At 62.1% G+C, this 18481-nt stretch carries 6 protein-coding genes; 1 reads left to right on the top strand and 5 read right to left on the bottom strand.

Annotated features, from left to right (window positions below; genetic code table 11):
* Positions 1 to 58: 58 nt before the first annotated feature.
* Positions 59 to 11179, bottom strand: coding sequence for a VCBS domain-containing protein (locus AC3WVQ_RS32075; protein ID WP_492383462.1), 11121 nt, complete (start codon positions 11177 to 11179; stop codon positions 59 to 61).
* A 489-nt stretch (positions 11180 to 11668) separates the two neighbouring features.
* Between AC3WVQ_RS32075 and AC3WVQ_RS32070 the strand changes: the two genes are divergently transcribed.
* A complete protein-coding gene (locus AC3WVQ_RS32070; protein WP_234798822.1) occupies positions 11669 to 12595 on the top strand; it encodes a transglutaminase-like cysteine peptidase in 927 nt (308 codons plus the stop codon).
* A gap of 60 nt (positions 12596 to 12655) precedes the next feature.
* On the opposite strand, the gene AC3WVQ_RS32065 is transcribed toward AC3WVQ_RS32070, so the two are convergent.
* The 4 genes from AC3WVQ_RS32065 to AC3WVQ_RS32050 form a co-directional block, all read right to left on the bottom strand.
* Positions 12656 to 13264: a ribbon-helix-helix domain-containing protein gene (locus AC3WVQ_RS32065; RefSeq protein WP_034794673.1), complete on the bottom strand. Its 609-nt coding sequence runs from the start codon at positions 13262 to 13264 to the stop codon at positions 12656 to 12658.
* A gap of 3 nt (positions 13265 to 13267) precedes the next feature.
* Positions 13268 to 14548: an HlyD family type I secretion periplasmic adaptor subunit gene (locus AC3WVQ_RS32060; RefSeq protein WP_192444488.1), complete on the bottom strand. Its 1281-nt coding sequence runs from the start codon at positions 14546 to 14548 to the stop codon at positions 13268 to 13270.
* Between the two features lie 61 nt (positions 14549 to 14609).
* On the bottom strand, positions 14610 to 16787 hold the full coding sequence (locus AC3WVQ_RS32055) for a type I secretion system permease/ATPase (protein ID WP_051659312.1): 2178 nt from the start codon (positions 16785 to 16787) through the stop codon (positions 14610 to 14612).
* 34 nt (positions 16788 to 16821) lie between these two features.
* On the bottom strand, positions 16822 to 18183 hold the full coding sequence (locus AC3WVQ_RS32050) for a TolC family outer membrane protein (protein ID WP_082566420.1): 1362 nt from the start codon (positions 18181 to 18183) through the stop codon (positions 16822 to 16824).
* Between the last annotated feature and the right edge of the window lie 298 nt (positions 18184 to 18481).

The raw sequence follows: 18481 nt of genomic DNA, 5'->3' as shown, positions 1-18481 counted from the left end.
AATATGCGGTTCCCGGATGATTGCCGAGAACCGCTGAACTGTCGAGATCAACCCGGCGTTAGTGCACGTCCTGCGATGTTTTCGTCCCGTTTTCGTTGAACAGCACCTTCACCACTTCCGTCGAGACATTGAAGTTCTCCAACACGGCAACCGTATGCCAGCCACCACTACCGGCGTTACCTTCGGTGTCCACTTGCAGGTTGGCGTTCTGCCCATCCTGAACCACCTGGAGATAGTCGCCATCAAGCGTCGTTCCCGAAGGCAGGTTACCGAGCAAAGCCGACAAGTCGACAGAGTCGTCGTCGCCGTCGTAGTCGGTGATGACGTCGGCGATGTCGAGTTGCAGGTCTTTCGCATCGAGAACGAAGGTGTCGTCGCCTGAGCCACCAGTCAGCTTGTCGACGCCCGTCCCGCCATACAGCGTGTCGTTGCCGGAACCGCCAACCAGCGTATCATTGCCGGCATCGCCGTAGAGCTTGTCGGCTCCGCCATTGCCCGAAAGCGTATCGTTGCCCTCGCCCCCGGCCAGAATGTCGCCATAACTGCTACCGTAAAGCTTGTCATTGAAGTCGGAGCCAATGACACCTTCTATATTCCTGTAGTCTTCCTCTCCCAGGCCGACGCTGGAAAGATCTACATCATCCTCCCAACTGCTCTGTACCAGCGTAAACGTGACGGGACCGGTCGCATCTGAAAAGTTGAGCAGGTCCACGCCTGCTCCGCCATTAATGTCGTCGTCGCCCGCGCTCGCATAGATGATGTCGTTGCCGTCACCTCCGTTGAGCGTGTCGTCGCCAGCTCCGCCATGGATGACATCATGCCCCGCACTGCCGCTGATTTCATTTGCCGTGGTTGTGGATCCGTCGGACACGAAGGTGAGCGTCGAGGAATTCGACAAATCGCCATCCCTGTCTTCTCCGGTGACGCCAAAAGTCAGCGTCAAATCCGAAGCGGCGACGGTTTCGGTGTAACCTACCGTCGTGAAGGAGACATTGATGCCGTTCTTGCCAAGAACTTCGATGTAATCGAACTTGAATCCGACATCGCTCGGAAGAATTGTAACACTCGTCTGCCCCGCGACGACAGTCTTGGAAAAGGTGTATGGCGTGGAATTGCCATCCCTTACCGTGAACTCAATCGATCCTGGATCTTTAACCGTCCCGAAACGCAAGGTAACCGACGATACATCCTTATCGAATTCAATCTTGAACTTCTCCCCAGTAGAGAAGGCCGGATTGCCGATCCCGAACTCGTTTCCACCGCCTGACGCCGTGTTGGCATTGAAGGTCACTTGCCCCGAGGAGGATGCAAGTGCTGTAAACTTGGCGAAGCCGAAATCGTAGGTCTTCGTTGGGCTATTGGGGAAATCGTTCGCCGCATCAATGGTTACCTGCGTTCCAGGACGTTCCTTCAACTGTTCCAGTTGATAGGTCCCGTCCGCGTTCGTTGTCAGGCGATAGATGTCGGTACCGAAGTTGTCCTTCACGAGCACCTGCCCGGTGCCCGTTCCCGTTGTGGTCCAGCCAGTAGGCAGCCCGCCCACGCTGTCGATCTTGTAAACTTTGATGCCGTCGGCGCCTGGCGTCGCATTGATGACACCTTCCAGCGCACCGGTACCGTTGCCCATGTAGGCGCTGCTGATGGATTGGACGGTCGGGACATCGTCGACGATCCGGATGTTGAGCGTGGCATTGCTCGTCGAACCATCTTCATCTGTCACGGCGACGACGAAGTTATCGAAGACCCCGCTATCGGCTCCAGCCGCAGTATGCGCCAAGCTGTTGTCCTGCAGCAGATAGCTGTAGGTGAAGGTTGCGCCCGTCACCGTACCGTTGACCGTCGTTGGCGTGTAGCCGGTGATCGTCAGAAGTCCAAGTGCCGTGTCCACCGTGGTTCCTACGGCGTAGGCGCCCCCCGTCACGACCGAAGTACCATTAATCTTCAGGCCGGCGAGTCCGTCCGGCGTCGTCACGGAGAAGCTGCCGGTCTGCGTAAGTGCAGCCACATTCGGCGAAGAACCATCCGAGAGATTTTTCTCGTAAACCGTCTCTTCGGCGCTGGACGACAGCCCGTTGACGCTCACGCCATCATCAGTGCCAGTGATCGTGATCGTTACCGTCTGTACCGCCGTGCCGCCATGGCCGTCATCGATCGTCACATCGTACTTCTGCGTCAGCGTCTCACCAGCATTCAGCGAATCCAGCACGTTGTCGGCCACCTGGAAGCTCCAGCCAACCGAGTCGGTCGACTGGTTCAGCGAGCCGAGCGAGAAAGTGCCGAGATAGCCACCGCCCTGCGCCGTGAAACTGGCGCTGTGGGTATCCAGCGTGTCGACGTCGGAAAAGCCGATCGTGCCGCCGTGCGTGTGCGTGGCCGTATTCTCACCGGTCGCTCCGTCGGCGATCTCCGTCACCGCACCGCCTTGTGAGACCGAGGTGATTACCGGAGCATCGTTCGTGCCGGTGATCGTGATGGTCACCGTCTGGGTCGCCTTGCCGCCCTTGCCGTCATCGACGGTGACGTCATAGGTCTGGGTCAGCTTCTGGCCGGACTGCAGCGAGTCGAGCACGCTGTCGACGACGTTGAAGCTCCAGCCAACCGCGTTGCCGGCCTGATCGAGCGTCCCGAGTGCAAAGGTACCGAGGTAGCCGTTGCCGTTCGCCGTGAAGCTGGCGCCGTGCTCATCCAGCGTGTCGACGTCGGAAAAGCCGATCGTGCCGCCGTGCGTGTGCGTGGCCGTGTTCTCGCCCGTCGCCTTGTCGGCGATCTCCGTCACAGAACCGCTCTGGGTGCCCGAGGTGATGATCGGGACGTCGTTGGTACCGGTGATTGTGATCGTCACGGTCTGGGTTGCCGTGCCGCCCTTGCCGTCATCGACGGTGACGTCATAGGCCTGCGTCAGGGTCTGACCAGCCTGCAGCGAGTCGAGCACGCTGTCGGCGACGTTGAAGCTCCAGCCGACCTTGTCGGTTGTCTGGTTCAGCGGATCGAGCGCAAAGGTCCCGAGGTAGCCGTTGCCGTTCGCCGTGAAACTGGCGCTGTGGGTATCCAGCGTGTCGACGTCGGAAAAGCCGATCGTGCCGCCCTGTGTGTGCATGGCCGTGTTCTCGCCCGTCGCCTTGTCGGCGATCTCCGTCACAGAACCGCTCTGGGTACCCGAGGTAATGATGGGCGCATCGTTGGTACCGGTGATCGTAATCGTCACAGTTTGCGTCGCCGTGCCGCCATGACCGTCGTCGATGGTCACATCATAGGTCTGCGTCAGCGACTGGCCGGCCTGCAACGAGTCGATGACACCGTCAGCAACCTTGAAGGTCCAGCCGACCTTGTCGCCCGCCTGATCGACGGGATCGAGCGCGAAGGTACCGAGATAGCCGTTGCCGTTCGCCGTGAAGCTAACGTTGTGCTCATCCAGCGTATCGACGTCGGAAAAGCCGATCGTGCCGCCCTGGGTGTGCGTGGCCGTGGTCTCGCCCGTCGCCTTGTCGGCGATCTCCGTCACAGAGCCGCTCTGAGTACCCGAGGTAATGATGGGCGCATCGTTGGTACCGGTGATCGTGATCGTGACCGTCTGGGTTGCCGTGCCGCCCTTGCCGTCATCGACGGTGACGTCATAGGCCTGCGTCAGGGTCTGACCAGCCTGCAGCGAGTCGAGCACGCTGTCGGCGACGTTGAAGCTCCAGCCGACCTTGTCGGTTGCCTGGTTCAGCGGATCGAGCGCAAAGGTACCGAGATAGCCGTTGCCGTTCGCCGTGAAGCTAGCGCTGTGCTCATCCAGCGTATCGACGTCGGAAAAGCCGATCGTGCCGCCCTGCGTGTGCGTGGCCGTGTTCTCGCCCGTCGCCTTGTCGGCGATCTCCGTTACCACACCGCCTTGGGCGTCCGAGGTGATGACCGGGGCATCGTTGGTACCGGTGATCGTGATCGTCACCGTCTGGGTCGCCGTGCCGCCGTGGCCGTCATCGACGGTGACGTCATAGGTCTGCGTCAGCTTTTGGCCAGCCTGCAGCGAGTCGAGCACGCTGTCGGCAACCTTGAAGCTCCAGCCGACCTGATCGGTTGCCTGGTTCAGCGGGTCGAGCGCGAAGGTGCCGAGATAGCCGTTGCCGTTCGCCTTGAAGCTGGCGGTGTGCGTGTCGAGCGTATCGACATCGCTAAAGCCAACCGCACCGCCCTGCGTGTGTGTGACCGTGTTCTCACCCGTCGCCTTGTCGGTGATCTCCGTGACCGCACCGCTCTGCACGCCCGAGGTGATGACCGGTGCGTCGTTGGTGCCGGTGATCACGATCGTCACGGTCTGGATCGCCGTGCCGCCATGACCGTCACTGATGGTCACATCATAGGTCTGCGTCAGCGACTGGCCGGCCTGCAGCGAGTCGATGACACCGTCAGCAACCTTGAAGGTCCAGCCGACCGAGTTGCCCGACTGGCTGACCGGGTCGAGCGCGAACTTGCCGAGATAGCCTTCGCCGTTCGCCTTGAAGCTGGCGCTGTGGGTGTCCAGCGTGTCGACATCGGCAAAAGCCACCTTGCCGGCGTTGACGTGCACCACTGAGTTCTCGCCGGCCGCACCGTCGCCGCGCTCCGTGACCGTGGCGCTCTGCGCACCCGAGGTGATCACCGGTGCATCGTTCGTCCCGGTGATCGCGATCGTAACGGTCTGCGCCACGATCCCGCCATGGCCGTCATTGACGAACACGGTGTACTTCTGCGTCAGCGTCTGGCCGGCCTGCAGCGAGTCCAGCACGCCGTCGGCGACCTTGAAGTTCCAGCCGATCCTGTCAGCTGCCTGATCGACCGCATCCAGCGAGAAGGTACCGAGATAACCACGGCCCTGCGGCAAGAAGCTGGCGCTGTGGGTGTCGAGCGTATCGACGTCGGTAAACGTCACCGCGCCGTCCTGCGTGTGCGTCACCGTATTCTCGCCCGTCGCCTTGTCGGCGATCTCCGTCACCGCACCGCTCTGCACACCCGAGGTGATCACCGGGGCGTCGTTGGTGCCGGCGATCACGATCGTGACCGTCTGCGTCGCCGTGCCGCCGTGGCCGTCATCGACGGTGACGTCGTAGGTCTGCACCAGGATCTGGCCGGCCTGCAGCGAGTCGAGCACGCTGTCGGCAACCTGGAAGTTCCAGCCAAGCTTGTCGGTTGCCTGGTTCAAAGGATCGAGCGAGAAGGTACCGAGATAGCCGTTACCGCCCGCCGTGAAGCTCGCCGTGTGCGTGTCGAGCGTATCGACGTCGCGAAAGCCGATCGTGCCGTCCTGCGTGTGCGTGACCGTGTTCTCGCCCGGAAAGCCGTCAAAGCGCTCCACCACGCCGCCGAGCTGCCAACCGGACGTGATCACCGGAGCATCGTTGGTGCCGGTGATCGTGATCGTCACGGTCTGCGTCGCCGTACCGCCCTTGCCGTCGTCGACGGTGACGTCATAGGTCTGCGTCAGCTTTTGGCCAGCCTGCAGCGAGTCGAGCACGCTGTCGGCAACCTTGAAGCTCCAGCCGACCTGATCGGTTGCCTGGTTCAGCGGGTCGAGCGCGAAGGTGCCGAGATAGCCGTTGCCGTTCGCCTTGAAGCTGGCGGTGTGCGTGTCGAGCGTATCGACATCGCTAAAGCCAACCGCACCGCCCTGCGTGTGTGTGACCGTGTTCTCACCCGTCGCCTTGTCGGTGATCTCCGTGACCGCACCGCTCTGCACGCCCGAGGTGATGACCGGTGCGTCGTTGGTGCCGGTGATCGTGATCGTCACGGTCTGCGTCGCCGTACCGCCCTTGCCGTCGTCGACGGTGACGTCATAGGTCTGCGTCAGCTTTTGGCCAGCCTGCAGCGAGTCGAGCACGCTGTCGGCAACCTTGAAGCTCCAGCCGACCTGATCGGTTGCCTGGTTCAGCGGGTCGAGCGCGAAGGTGCCGAGATAGCCTTCGCCGTTCGCCTTGAAGCTGGCGCTGTGGGTGTCCAGCGTGTCGACATCGGCAAAAGCCACCTTGCCGGCGTTGACGTGCACCACTGAGTTCTCGCCGGCCGCACCGTCGCCGCGCTCCGTGACCGTGGCGCTCTGCGCACCCGAGGTGATCACCGGTGCATCGTTCGTCCCGGTGATCGCGATCGTAACGGTCTGCGCCACGATCCCGCCATGGCCGTCATTGACGAACACGGTGTACTTCTGCGTCAGCGTCTGGCCGGCCTGCAGCGAGTCCAGCACGCCGTCGGCGACCTTGAAGTTCCAGCCGATCCTGTCAGCTGCCTGATCGACCGCATCCAGCGAGAAGGTACCGAGATAACCACGGCCCTGCGGCAAGAAGCTGGCGCTGTGGGTGTCGAGCGTATCGACGTCGGTAAACGTCACCGCGCCGTCCTGCGTGTGCGTCACCGTATTCTCGCCCGTCGCCTTGTCGGCGATCTCCGTCACCGCACCGCTCTGCACACCCGAGGTGATCACCGGGGCGTCGTTGGTGCCGGCGATCACGATCGTGACCGTCTGCGTCGCCGTGCCGCCGTGGCCGTCATCGACGGTGACGTCGTAGGTCTGCACCAGGATCTGGCCGGCCTGCAGCGAGTCGAGCACGCTGTCGGCAACCTGGAAGTTCCAGCCAAGCTTGTCGGTTGCCTGGTTCAAAGGATCGAGCGAGAAGGTACCGAGATAGCCGTTACCGCCCGCCGTGAAGCTCGCCGTGTGCGTGTCGAGCGTATCGACGTCGCGAAAGCCGATCGTGCCGTCCTGCGTGTGCGTGACCGTGTTCTCGCCCGGAAAGCCGTCAAAGCGCTCCACCACGCCGCCGAGCTGCCAACCGGACGTGATCACCGGAGCATCGTTGGTGCCGGTGATCGTGATCGTCACGGTCTGCGTCGCCGTACCGCCCTTGCCGTCGTCGACGGTGACGTCATAGGTCTGCGTCAGCTTTTGGCCAGCCTGCAGCGAGTCGAGCACGCTGTCGGCAACCTTGAAGCTCCAGCCGACCTGATCGGTTGCCTGGTTCAGCGGGTCGAGCGCGAAGGTGCCGAGATAGCCGTTGCCGTTCGCCTTGAAGCTGGCGGTGTGCGTGTCGAGCGTATCGACATCGCTAAAGCCAACCGCACCGCCCTGCGTGTGTGTGACCGTGTTCTCACCCGTCGCCTTGTCGGTGATCTCCGTGACCGCACCGCTCTGCACGCCCGAGGTGATGACCGGTGCGTCGTTGGTGCCGGTGATCACGATCGTCACGGTCTGGATCGCCGTGCCGCCATGACCGTCACTGATGGTCACATCATAGGTCTGCGTCAGCGACTGGCCGGCCTGCAGCGAGTCGATGACACCGTCAGCAACCTTGAAGGTCCAGCCGACCGAGTTGCCCGACTGGCTGACCGGGTCGAGCGCGAACTTGCCGAGATAGCCTTCGCCGTTCGCCTTGAAGCTGGCGCTGTGGGTGTCCAGCGTGTCGACATCGGCAAAAGCCACCTTGCCGGCGTTGACGTGCACCACTGAGTTCTCGCCGGCCGCACCGTCGCCGCGCTCCGTGACCGTGGCGCTCTGCGCACCCGAGGTGATCACCGGTGCATCGTTCGTCCCGGTGATCGCGATCGTAACGGTCTGCGCCACGATCCCGCCATGGCCGTCATTGACGAACACGGTGTACTTCTGCGTCAGCGTCTGGCCGGCCTGCAGCGAGTCCAGCACGCCGTCGGCGACCTTGAAGTTCCAGCCGATCCTGTCAGCTGCCTGATCGACCGCATCCAGCGAGAAGGTACCGAGATAACCACGGCCCTGCGGCAAGAAGCTGGCGCTGTGGGTGTCGAGCGTATCGACGTCGGTAAACGTCACCGCGCCGTCCTGCGTGTGCGTCACCGTATTCTCGCCCGTCGCCTTGTCGGCGATCTCCGTCACCGCACCGCTCTGCACACCCGAGGTGATCACCGGGGCGTCGTTGGTGCCGGCGATCACGATCGTGACCGTCTGCGTCGCCGTGCCGCCGTGGCCGTCATCGACGGTGACGTCGTAGGTCTGCACCAGGATCTGGCCGGCCTGCAGCGAGTCGAGCACGCTGTCGGCAACCTGGAAGTTCCAGCCAAGCTTGTCGGTTGCCTGGTTCAAAGGATCGAGCGAGAAGGTACCGAGATAGCCGTTACCGCCCGCCGTGAAGCTCGCCGTGTGCGTGTCGAGCGTATCGACGTCGCGAAAGCCGATCGTGCCGTCCTGCGTGTGCGTGACCGTGTTCTCGCCCGGAAAGCCGTCAAAGCGCTCCACCACGCCGCCGAGCTGCCAACCGGACGTGATCACCGGAGCATCGTTGGTGCCGGTGATCGTGATCGTCACGGTCTGCGTCGCCGTACCGCCCTTGCCGTCGTCGACGGTGACGTCATAGGTCTGCGTCAGCTTTTGGCCAGCCTGCAGCGAGTCGAGCACGCTGTCGGCAACCTTGAAGCTCCAGCCGACCTGATCGGTTGCCTGGTTCAGCGGGTCGAGCGCGAAGGTGCCGAGATAGCCGTTGCCGTTCGCCTTGAAGCTGGCGGTGTGCGTGTCGAGCGTATCGACATCGCTAAAGCCAACCGCACCGCCCTGCGTGTGTGTGACCGTGTTCTCACCCGTCGCCTTGTCGGTGATCTCCGTGACCGCACCGCTCTGCACGCCCGAGGTGATGACCGGTGCGTCGTTGGTGCCGGTGATCACGATCGTCACGGTCTGGATCGCCGTGCCGCCATGACCGTCACTGATGGTCACATCATAGGTCTGCGTCAGGATCTGGCCGGCCTGAAGCGAGTCGAGAACGCTGTCGGCAATCTCGAAATTCCAGCCAACCTTGTCACCGGCCTGATCGACCGTCCCGAGCGAGAAGGTGCCGAGATAGCCGTCGCCACCTGCCGTGAAGCTGGCGCTGTGCTGATCCAGCGTATCGACGTCGGAAAAGCCGACCGCGCCGCCCTGCGTGTGCGTAACCGTGTTCTCGCCAGCGGCATTGTCGCCAATCTCCGCGACCTTGCCGCTCTGCGGGCCCGTCGTGATGACCGGGGCATCGTTCGTGCCGGTGATTGTGATTGTGACGGTCGTCGACGACCTATCACCATCTCCGTCAGTGATCTCGTAGGTGAACGTATCCGTCACCATCTGGCCCGCGGCGAGACTTTGCACACCGGCCGTCGTGTTGTTGAGCGTGTAGGTATAGCTGCCATCGGAATTCAGCACCAACGTGCCGAACTGACCTGCCGTCGAACCGCCGACCAGACCTGTTGTGCTCCCGAATGAAACGGACGTCACCGATACGCCGTCTGCCCCTGCGATATCCTTGACACCGTCCGTGCCGTTCTCATCCGCACCTCCCGAACCGGTCAGCACGTTGCCATCTGCAAAGACGGCGCCATCTTCGGACACGCTGTCCGTGTCGGCGGCAGCGACCGGCATGTCGTCAGAGACCGCGACCGTCACCGTGCCTTCGGCCCTGTCGCCGTCGATATCGGTCGCAACCACCTTGACCTGGCCAAGATTCGCAAGGTCGTCGGAATTGATGCCGGGATGGCTGGCGTAGTTGCCGTTCAAAGTCGCCGTTACCGTGGCGCTGTCGCCTGCGCGAACCAGGTCGAGCGTGACAAGCGTCGCACCGCCGGCCCGGCCAACGATCTGCGTATCGGAAACACGGTCCCAGACCAGCACGCCAGTCAGCCCGCTGGTGTCACCGAACGCAATCGTCGCGATCGCATCCGAACCCGCGACAAAGCCAATCGTGCCGCTGCTCGTCTCGGCGCCACCGACCGGCGTCGAGCCATTGGCAAGGTTCTGGTCATCGAGCGTCAGCGCTGCGGACGCGGCAAGCGGATCAACCGACGGACCTGCGCCGTCCACCACCTTGATCGTCTGGCTGTCGCTCGTTGCATCGTTGTCGCCGTCCCTGGCCGACAGCGAGAACGTCACGTCGAGACCGCCGGCATTGTTAAGATTGCTTGCTGCCGTGAACGACCAGGTCTTGTCCGCATTGACCGTCAGCGTACCCTCGGCGAGCGTGAAGTCCACCTTCTGGCCTGCGGTCAACGTCAGCGTCTGCGTGGTGTCGCCAACCGTCACGTCCACCGTGCCGACGCCGTCGGCACCTCCCGTCAGCGTCCAGTTGCCGGAAAGTGTCTGCCCTTCGGCAACTTGAGCCGTCTCGGGATTCGTGATGCCGATTACAGGAATGTCGTCAACGACATCCACGCGCAGCGTGGCCGTGCCGGTCGCGCCGTCACCGTCGGTGACCGTAAGGGTGAAGATATCCCGGTCCTGCTCGACATTGGCACCAGGGTTGACGCCCGAACTGGTGATGGCGCTCGTCAGTTCATAGGTATACTGCGCGACACCGGTCGCGGGATCGTAGGCCGTGATGGTGAGCACGCCGAACTGGCCCGCAACCGGCTGGCCGACCAGGCCGCCGATGGGAAAGGTCCGGCCGTTGATCGTCAGGCTGGCGATATCGCCGGCACCATCCGGATCGGAAATGGTGAAGATGCCCTTGACCGACGCGCTGCCGTCACCGGCGCGCGAACCGCTGGCGAGGCCCGCTTCATCGACCTGCCGGTCGCTGACAAAGATGCCGCCGGGGCCGCTGCTGCCGTCGGGAATGATCGACGGTGCGTCGTTGGGATCGAGGGTCGGCGGCAGAAGCTCGGTCGTCTCAAGCGTCGGAAACTGCAGCGCGGTCGGCGCCAGCAAGTTGATGACCGGTCCGGCCTCGCCGATATCGCCATTAGCCCCTGCGAAGTCGCCGCCGCTGCTCTGGTTCGAAACGACGCTGATGCTGCCGTCCGGGCCGGCCGCGACGTTGATGCCGTTTTCTCCGAGCACCGCCACGAGGGTTTCGCGCGGGATTTCGGCGTCACCGATCAGGAAGGTCGGGACCTTCAATGCCGCGTTGTGAATGGTGATCGTGGAGCCGTCAGGCTGTTCCAAAACGATATCGCTGCCAACGACCTTGATCTTTTCGATCGACGCGCCCACAGGCAAATGCACGATATTCGAAGCATCGGCGCTGATTTCCGCAGGCATGGGCGCTGTCTGGGGCACGGTTTCGGCGCCTTTCACGGGAGCGCCCGTCGCGGGGTCGATGAGTTCCGGCTCGCCTGCGGGAGCGGCCTGCGCAACCAGGCGGTCAGCCTTGCCGTCGGGCGCGTTGCGGAATTCGATTGCCTCTGCCGACAGAGCTGCGGCGTCGTTGGAAATTGCGGTGCCTTCGGTTGCCATGGAAATACCCCTCGACCTTTGCGGGCGACGAAAACATCAACCCTGCGAGAGCGCAATCGGCACTGAAGAGCCTCACCTAAAACAGCATACTATATTATGCTAATACCCAAAATTGGTGACGTTAGTACAAATTTAGTATTTCTGGTCATCGTTCGGAAACCAACCCTGCTTTTGGATCAGCGCCGCGATGCTGCCACGGCAAAACGTGCGTCATTCAATGACGTGGACGTCTATATCGCCAGGTGCCAGCGCAAGCCTTTTCCGAGACAGGCGAATGTGATCGGCCACCGTCCTCATCAGCAAGGTCAGCAAGTCCACGGCGTCCCCGATATAGAAGTGGCTTGAGCCGAAAGAATACACAAGTATAAAATTTGAATAAAATTTTAGATAAAACGTATCTCTTCGAAACACTCTAAATAATACATACCGCTTTACCGGCATTTTTCTTTTCGTTCGTACAGTGTCCTCAAGAAACCGAGAGACACGGCGATGAATAAGACGCATTGGAAGCACGGCAGGAAATACCTGAAGACTTCGGTCTTCGCGATCGGCCTTGCGTCGCTTTTCGCAACGACACCTACGCAGGCTGGCCAACCGGCCGTGCTCGGCCCCGGCCTGTTGCATCAGATGGTGAGCCTGGCAAGCCCGCTCGCCGCCATCGCAACGCAGACCATCGACACCTGGTCAAAGCAGGCTTCCGAAGCCCTCCGGCGCCAGAACGTGCAGCAAGTGGCGCTGGCGACCCGCCCTGATCTCCGGCCCCAGTCGTCCGCACAGTCGGAACCATCCGCCGTTTTCCACTCGGTTGCGTTCCGGGTGTCAGCGATCCCGGTCGCCCGCAAGTGGAAGACCGTCTACCCGGCAGTGGTGGCTGCGGACTTCAACGATTGCGCACAAAAGAGCGGTTGCGCCGCCCGCGACATTCTCGGCCAGGCGATCGAAAACGCTGATGGTCTTGCCTTTCGCCAGAAGATCAGCGGCATCAACCGGACTGTGAACCGGATCGTTCGCTACCAGCCGGACGCGGAAAACTACGGGGCCAAGGATTATTGGGCGACGCCGGACGAAATTCTTGCCCGAGGCAAGGGCGACTGCGAAGACTATGCCATTTTGAAGATGGCCGCGTTGAAGGCGGCGGGACTGCCGTCGGAGGCGATGTCGATCGTGGTTCTGCGTGACGTCAGGCGCAACCTATATCACGCGGTCCTCGCGATCACGACGAGCCAGGGCCACTTCATCCTCGATAACCTCAGCGACGAGGTGAAGCTCGATACCGCCTTGCCGAGCTATCAGCCGCTGTTTTCGGTCAGCGCCGAGCGTTCCTGGATCCACGGCATCAAGAGCACCGGCGACAAGGTCGCCTCCGCCGCACCGCTTGCCGACGTCATGCCCGGAGAAGGCATCGCCGTTCGCTGACTGTGCCCGCCAGGCTCGACTTGGCTGACGGCCTTGTGGTTAGCAGCGACCACTACTCAGTCAACCGAGAATGAAGCCGATGATCACGTCCTGATCCACGAGCGGGGCGAGTGCAGCATTGAGCTTGCCGCGCGTAACCTGCCCCTGCACCCCGATGGTGAAGCCCGCCGGCTGCGGCTCGCCCGGAGCCGCTTTCAAGCGCTGGACCAGATCGACGAACTGAACGTCGAACGAAAGCCTCAAGCCACGCGCCGCCTGCGGCTGCTGGGAGCGCAATACGCGCGTCTGAACGAAGGAGAGGAAGGCCGCGTTGTAGGCGACGATGTGCTTGCTGCCCGTGAGCGCAAAAGCTGGCGACGGGCTGGCGCGTACCTGGCTGGCGACGGCCGCCAGGCTGCCGCGCTTTCTGGCCGTCTCAAGCTGATCACGAAGGTGGCGGGTCGCGACATAGCGCAGACGTGCGGTCAGATTGCCGTCGCCTTCGAGTTCCCTTTCGCAGGACGCAACGATATCGGCAAGCCGACAGCCATTCCGTGCGGCAAGCTCGCCCAGACAGTGCCAGTAGATTTCCTCGAGCTTGATGCCGCGGCGTTGACCGCCGACGGTAACGACGCGGAACCGAAGCGCACTCATGTCCTCTTCATCTGCCAGAGGCGGCGTCTCGTTCATCGGTCAGCGCTCCCGCAGCGCTTCCTCGCGGGCCTTGTTGATCGGCTTCATCAGGTAGGCAAGAATCGTCTTCTTGCCGGTCATGATGTCGACCGAGGCAATCATGCCCGGCATGATCGCGTATTCGCGCCCGTCCTTCACGAGGGCGGCCATGTCGGTTTTGACGCGCACGAGATAGTAGGTCTCACCGCTGTTCTGGTCGACGAGGCTGTCAGCGCTGACGGTCTCGACAATTCCGCCGAGCCCCCCATAGATCGAGAAATCATAGGCAGAAATCTTGATCAGCGCCGCCTGTCCGGTGCGAACGAAGGCGACATCCCGCGGAGAAAGCCGCGCCTCGACAAGCAGCGTCTCCGACGTCGGAACGACGCCGCCGATCACCGCTCCGGGCGTCACATAGGCGCCGACGGTGTTGACATCGAGCGTATTGATGATGCCATCGACCGGCGAGCGAATGTCGGTATTGGCAACCCGGCTTGTGGCGCCGCGAATGGTCTCATCAATCACCGAAAGCTGCGAAAGCGCCTCGGTTTTTTCGGCCAGCGCCTCCTGCTTCAGTTGCAGCGAGAGCTCCGTCACCTGCAGCGACGCCTCCCTGAGCGCCGCCTCGAGTTTGCCGACCGATTCTTTCCAGAGTGCGAGCTGTCCTCTGGTGTCGGTCAGTTCCTTCTCGACCCGAAGCAGTTCGGTTTGCGCGACGAGCTTGCGCTTGCCCATCGGCGCGAGCAGCTCCTGCTCGCGCTCGGTCACCTGCATGCTCTCGCTCAGCCGGGTGATGTTGGCCTCCGCTTCCGCCAATTCCTGCTGGCGCTGTCCCTCACGGGCCTGCATCACCGACAGCTTGTTGTTGAAGTTTCCGGCCTTGGCCTGAAGCAACTGTTCCTCGTTGGCGCAGATTGCCGGGGCAACCTTGGCGATATCCTCGGGGCAGATGTACTTGCTGTCGTAGGCCCCGGTCTCCTCGAGTTCCAGCCGTGCGATCTGCGCCCGCAGCGAGCGGGCCTTGGCTTCGAGCTCGCCGAGCGACGAGCCGCTTGCCGTATCATCGAGGCGCAGGATCAGGTCGCCGCGGCGCACGACCTGGCCGGGCTGCACGGCGATCTCGCGCACGATACCGGGCTCGCTCGATTGAATGATCTGCGTTTTCGAGACGGGAATGACCTTGCCTTCGCCGCGGGCGATCTCGTCGACCTCGGCGATCGCCGCCCAGGCGACGAAGGAACTGATCAAAAGGCCGATCACCAACACTCCAGCGCGCGCGGCCAGCGGCGGTTTCTCAGTCATCTCGGCGCCCTCCGAAACGCGGGGACCGGCATTGCTTCATCGTCATTTAGATAAGGGTGGATCATAGCCCCGCCCCTTCTGCCGGCCCGGCGGGACCGGAACGTCGCTGCAACTGCTCGATAACGGCAGCCTTCGGTCCGTCGGCGACGATGCGCCCTCGGTCGAGAACCAGCAGCCGGTCGACAAGGCTCAGCATGCTATGGCGGTGCGTTGAGATCAAAAGCGTGACGTCGCCGCTGAAGACATTGGAAAGCTTGTTGATCAACTCGCGCTCGCTGGCGAGGTCCATCGCACCGGATGGCTCGTCCAGAAACACCACCTTCGGCTTGCGCAGTAGCAGCCGGGCAATGGCGACCGCCTGGCGCTGTCCACCCGAAAGCTGGGAACCGCGTTCGCCGACCGGCATGTCATAACCACGCGGATGATGCGAGACGAACTCATCGACGCCGGCCAGTCTCGCTGCCGCAACCACCTCTTCGTCGCTGGCGGTCGGGTTCGCCATCAGCAGGTTTTCCTTGATGGTCCCGGAAAAGAGGTCGGAATTCTGCGACACGAACGAGACGGCCGAACGGACGACGGAGGGGTGTAGCTGCCGAATATCGACACCATCGAGCAGGATGCGTCCGGCGCTCGGCGCGTAGAGACCCGCCAGAAGGCGGCCGATTGTCGTCTTGCCCGAACCGATGCGGCCGATGATGCCGACGCGCTCGCCCGCTTTGATCGTGACGTTCATACCGCTGACCACCTTGTGGTCCGTTTGCGGGTAAGCAAAGTCGAGATTCGTAAAGGTGATGCTGCCGTTGCGGATCTCGCGGTTGACGAAGCCGATCGTGTCCGGTCGGTCCTCCGGCTGCTCCATCACGGCATTGAGGATCCGCAGCGACAGAATGGCCTGGCGCAGTCGCGCCAGCGTCATGGCGATCTGCCCGAGCGGCGCGACGGCGCGGCCGGAAAGCATGCTGGCAGCAATGATCGCGCCGGATGAAATCTTGCCCTCGGTAAATTCATAGGCGCCGGCAACGACGATGCAGACCGTGACCAGCTGCTGCACGAACTGCGTCGCATGCGAGGCCCAGGAGGAAATCTCCTTGATCTGCTCGGACGTGTTCGAGGAATGCTTGGCGAGCTCGTTCCAGCGGCGAAGCAACTGCTTTTCCGAGTGCAGCGTCTTCACCGTCTCGATCGCACTGATCGTTTCGACCAGCAGCGCCTGACGCTGGGCTGATTCATTCGACGCGGCGGCGACGCGGTTGCCGATCTTGTATTGCGCGACATAACCGATCAGGAGACTGAAGATGAAGGCGACCGCCGGGATAATGGCGATCCAGCCCGCCACCGCATAGACGGCTGCGATGAAGACGAAGACGAAAAGACTGTCGATGATCGTGCTGAGCGTGTTCGACGTGAAGAATTCCCGAACGAATTCGTACTGCATCGCCCGGTTGGCGTATTCGCCGGTCGAAGGCGGTCGCGACGCCATGGTCGCATGCAGGATCTTCTCGAACAGCATGTAGGAGAGTTTCAGGTCCGCCTTGCGGCCGGCATAGTCGATCAGCGCCGCACGCACAGTCTTCAAAAGGAAGTCGAAGAGAATGGCGGTGCTGATCCCGAGCGCCAGCACCCAGAGGGTCGCGATAGCCTTGTTCGGCAGGATGCGATCATAAACGTTCATCGTGAAGAGCGGGGCTGCAAGCGCCAGCACGTTGATGAAGAACGCGGCGACCGCGACCTGCACATAGGCCTGCCAGAACGGCTTGACCGTGGCGGTCAGCCAATGGCGGCGGTCGATGTTGCGCGCCTCGCCGACGCCGCGGCCAGTCGCGGTGTTGAGGTAGGTGGCCGAGAAAGACAAGGCGTAGGCGAGCCCGCCGACCTCAAGGTCGGACAGGGTGATCGGCATCTCGCGGGGCGCCGCCAGTCTGTTGGAGAGGCTTAGCGTGCCGTCGGGCGCCTCTTCCAGAAGCGCCATGGCACTGCCATCGCGAAAGACCAGCAGCAGAGGGTAGACGAAATCACGATTGCCGATCGCGCGCGCGGAAACGAGCTCCGTTTCCAGGCCGACCCGCTCGGCAATACGGGAGACGTCCTCGGCGCTCGGCAACCGAGGGTCGAAGGGCACGTCCGAATAGAGCACACTATCTGACGAGGGGCGGTTCAAGAAGATGCAAATCTCCTTGAACGCCTCGGAAAAGCCGGTCAGAGACGGGCCAATCTGCACATGCCTGTCAATGCCTTGCATTACCACCGGTTGTGTCCACCCTGACGAGGACTATTCATTTCTGCCGGATCGGCGCCAACAGGTCGAGCGGCAAGTCGTTCGTCTGGCGCGACGGCACACGACGATAGGTTTCCGTGGCCGGCGCATCCGGGACATTGAACTCATTGCGCGCATAGGCTTCCGCCTGCGCCGGCGCCTTGATCTTCATGGTCGGCAGCAGCTGGCCTGTTGCTGCCAGCAGCCGGTACTCGGCAAAAAGCGCGGCATACTGCGCGGTCTTTGCGAGAACGCTGACGTTGAAACGCGAATTCTGCGCGCCGAGCACGTCGAGCAGCGAACGCTGGCCGACCTTGAGCTGCTCGCGATAGGATTCGACGAGTTGCACGTTCATCTGCGCCTGCTGGTTCAGCGTGCGGGCGATGTCGTACTGGCTGCCGCGGCGCTCCCAGGAGATGCGCACGGCTTCCTCGACCTCGCGGTGCGCCTGATGGAAGACCAGGCGCTGTTCGCTTGCGCGGCGCATCTGCTCCTGCTCGTTGGCGACATCGATGCCGCCACGATAGAGATTCCACTTCGCGACGATCCGGCCCTGTGCGTCCCAGGTGTTGCCGGTCGAGCCGTCGATATCGTTGCCTGAGCGCACGCGGCCCTCGGCGAAGACTTCGGGCAGCATGTTCGAGCGTGCCGCCTTGACCTGCGAGTCCGCGACATTGATGTCGGAGTCGGCAGCCTTGATCCGCGGATTGTTGGTGCGCGCAATGCCGATCGCCGTCTCCAGTGTCTTCGGCAGCGCGCCGGCGACCGACTTCGGCATGGATGGATTGGTGAGGGGCTGTCCGACCAGGCGGTTGAAGCTGATCTTGACCGTATCGAAGGCCTCTTCCGCTTCCTGCAGGCGGGCCTTGGCCGCCAGCAGCCGTTCGCTTGCCTGCTGACGGTCTGCCTCGGTGAGAGCGCCGCCCGAAATCAACGAACTGATATCCGACAAGATCGACTGGTGCACGCCGACGTTCTTGCGCGCTTCCGCAACGATCTGCTGCTGGAGAATATATTCGAAATACTCGCGAACGATCTGCAAGCCGATCGTCTCGGAACGCTCCAGCACCCGGAAGGAGGCGCTATCGACGCGCGCTGCTTGACGCTCGAGTTCGGCGCGACGGCCACCACCATCAAAGAGCTTCTGCGTGATGGTCAGCCCGACGTCGGAAGGATAGAGCGGATCGTTCTCGATCGAGGCAAGGCGACGGCTGCTGTCTTCGAGGTGGCGCACACCAGTCGATGCTTCGACGTCGACGCTCGGCAGATAGAGACCGCGCGCCTGCCGCAGTTCGAATTCGATTGCCTCACGGTTTTCGATCGACTGACCGATTTCCGGATTCGATTCCATCGCAATCTGAAGCGCTTCCCTCAGCGTCATCGCTTCCGCAGCACCACCCGCAAACACCGTCGACGCGAGCAGAATAGAAAGCAGCCCGCCTCCAATAAATTTCCCCACTTTCAACTCTATCCCCCTCGCAATCAGTACGACATGCTGGTTAATCCAAACGTACGTCGCAACTGCCTTATTTATCGACAGATAATACAGAGGTAATATAAAGCAGGGACCAATTTTGGGGTGGTCCCTGATAGGCCCAAGCTTTCGCACGGCTATGTTGCAAAAATGGAACAACGGTGTTGCGCCAAAAGATTCCAGTAACCTATTGAATTGAAATAAG

The organism is Ensifer sp. EB106-05-01-XG146, from assembly GCF_058791875.1.
The sequence above is the reverse complement of the archived record's forward strand: the minus strand, read 5'-3'. Positions and strand labels throughout refer to the sequence as shown.

Bases quoted from the DNA above. Each gene is read 5' to 3' on its own strand.
- AC3WVQ_RS32075 (WP_492383462.1), bottom strand. From the start codon at position 11,179: ATGGCAACCGAAGGCACCGCAATTTCCAACGACGCCGCAGCTCTGTCG.
- AC3WVQ_RS32070 (WP_234798822.1), top strand. From the start codon at position 11,669: ATGAATAAGACGCATTGGAAGCACGGCAGGAAATACCTGAAGACTTCG.
- AC3WVQ_RS32065 (WP_034794673.1), bottom strand. From the start codon at position 13,264: ATGAACGAGACGCCGCCTCTGGCAGATGAAGAGGACATGAGTGCGCTT.
- AC3WVQ_RS32060 (WP_192444488.1), bottom strand. From the start codon at position 14,548: ATGACTGAGAAACCGCCGCTGGCCGCGCGCGCTGGAGTGTTGGTGATC.
- AC3WVQ_RS32055 (WP_051659312.1), bottom strand. From the start codon at position 16,787: ATGCAAGGCATTGACAGGCATGTGCAGATTGGCCCGTCTCTGACCGGC.
- AC3WVQ_RS32050 (WP_082566420.1), bottom strand. From the start codon at position 18,183: ATGACGCTGAGGGAAGCGCTTCAGATTGCGATGGAATCGAATCCGGAA.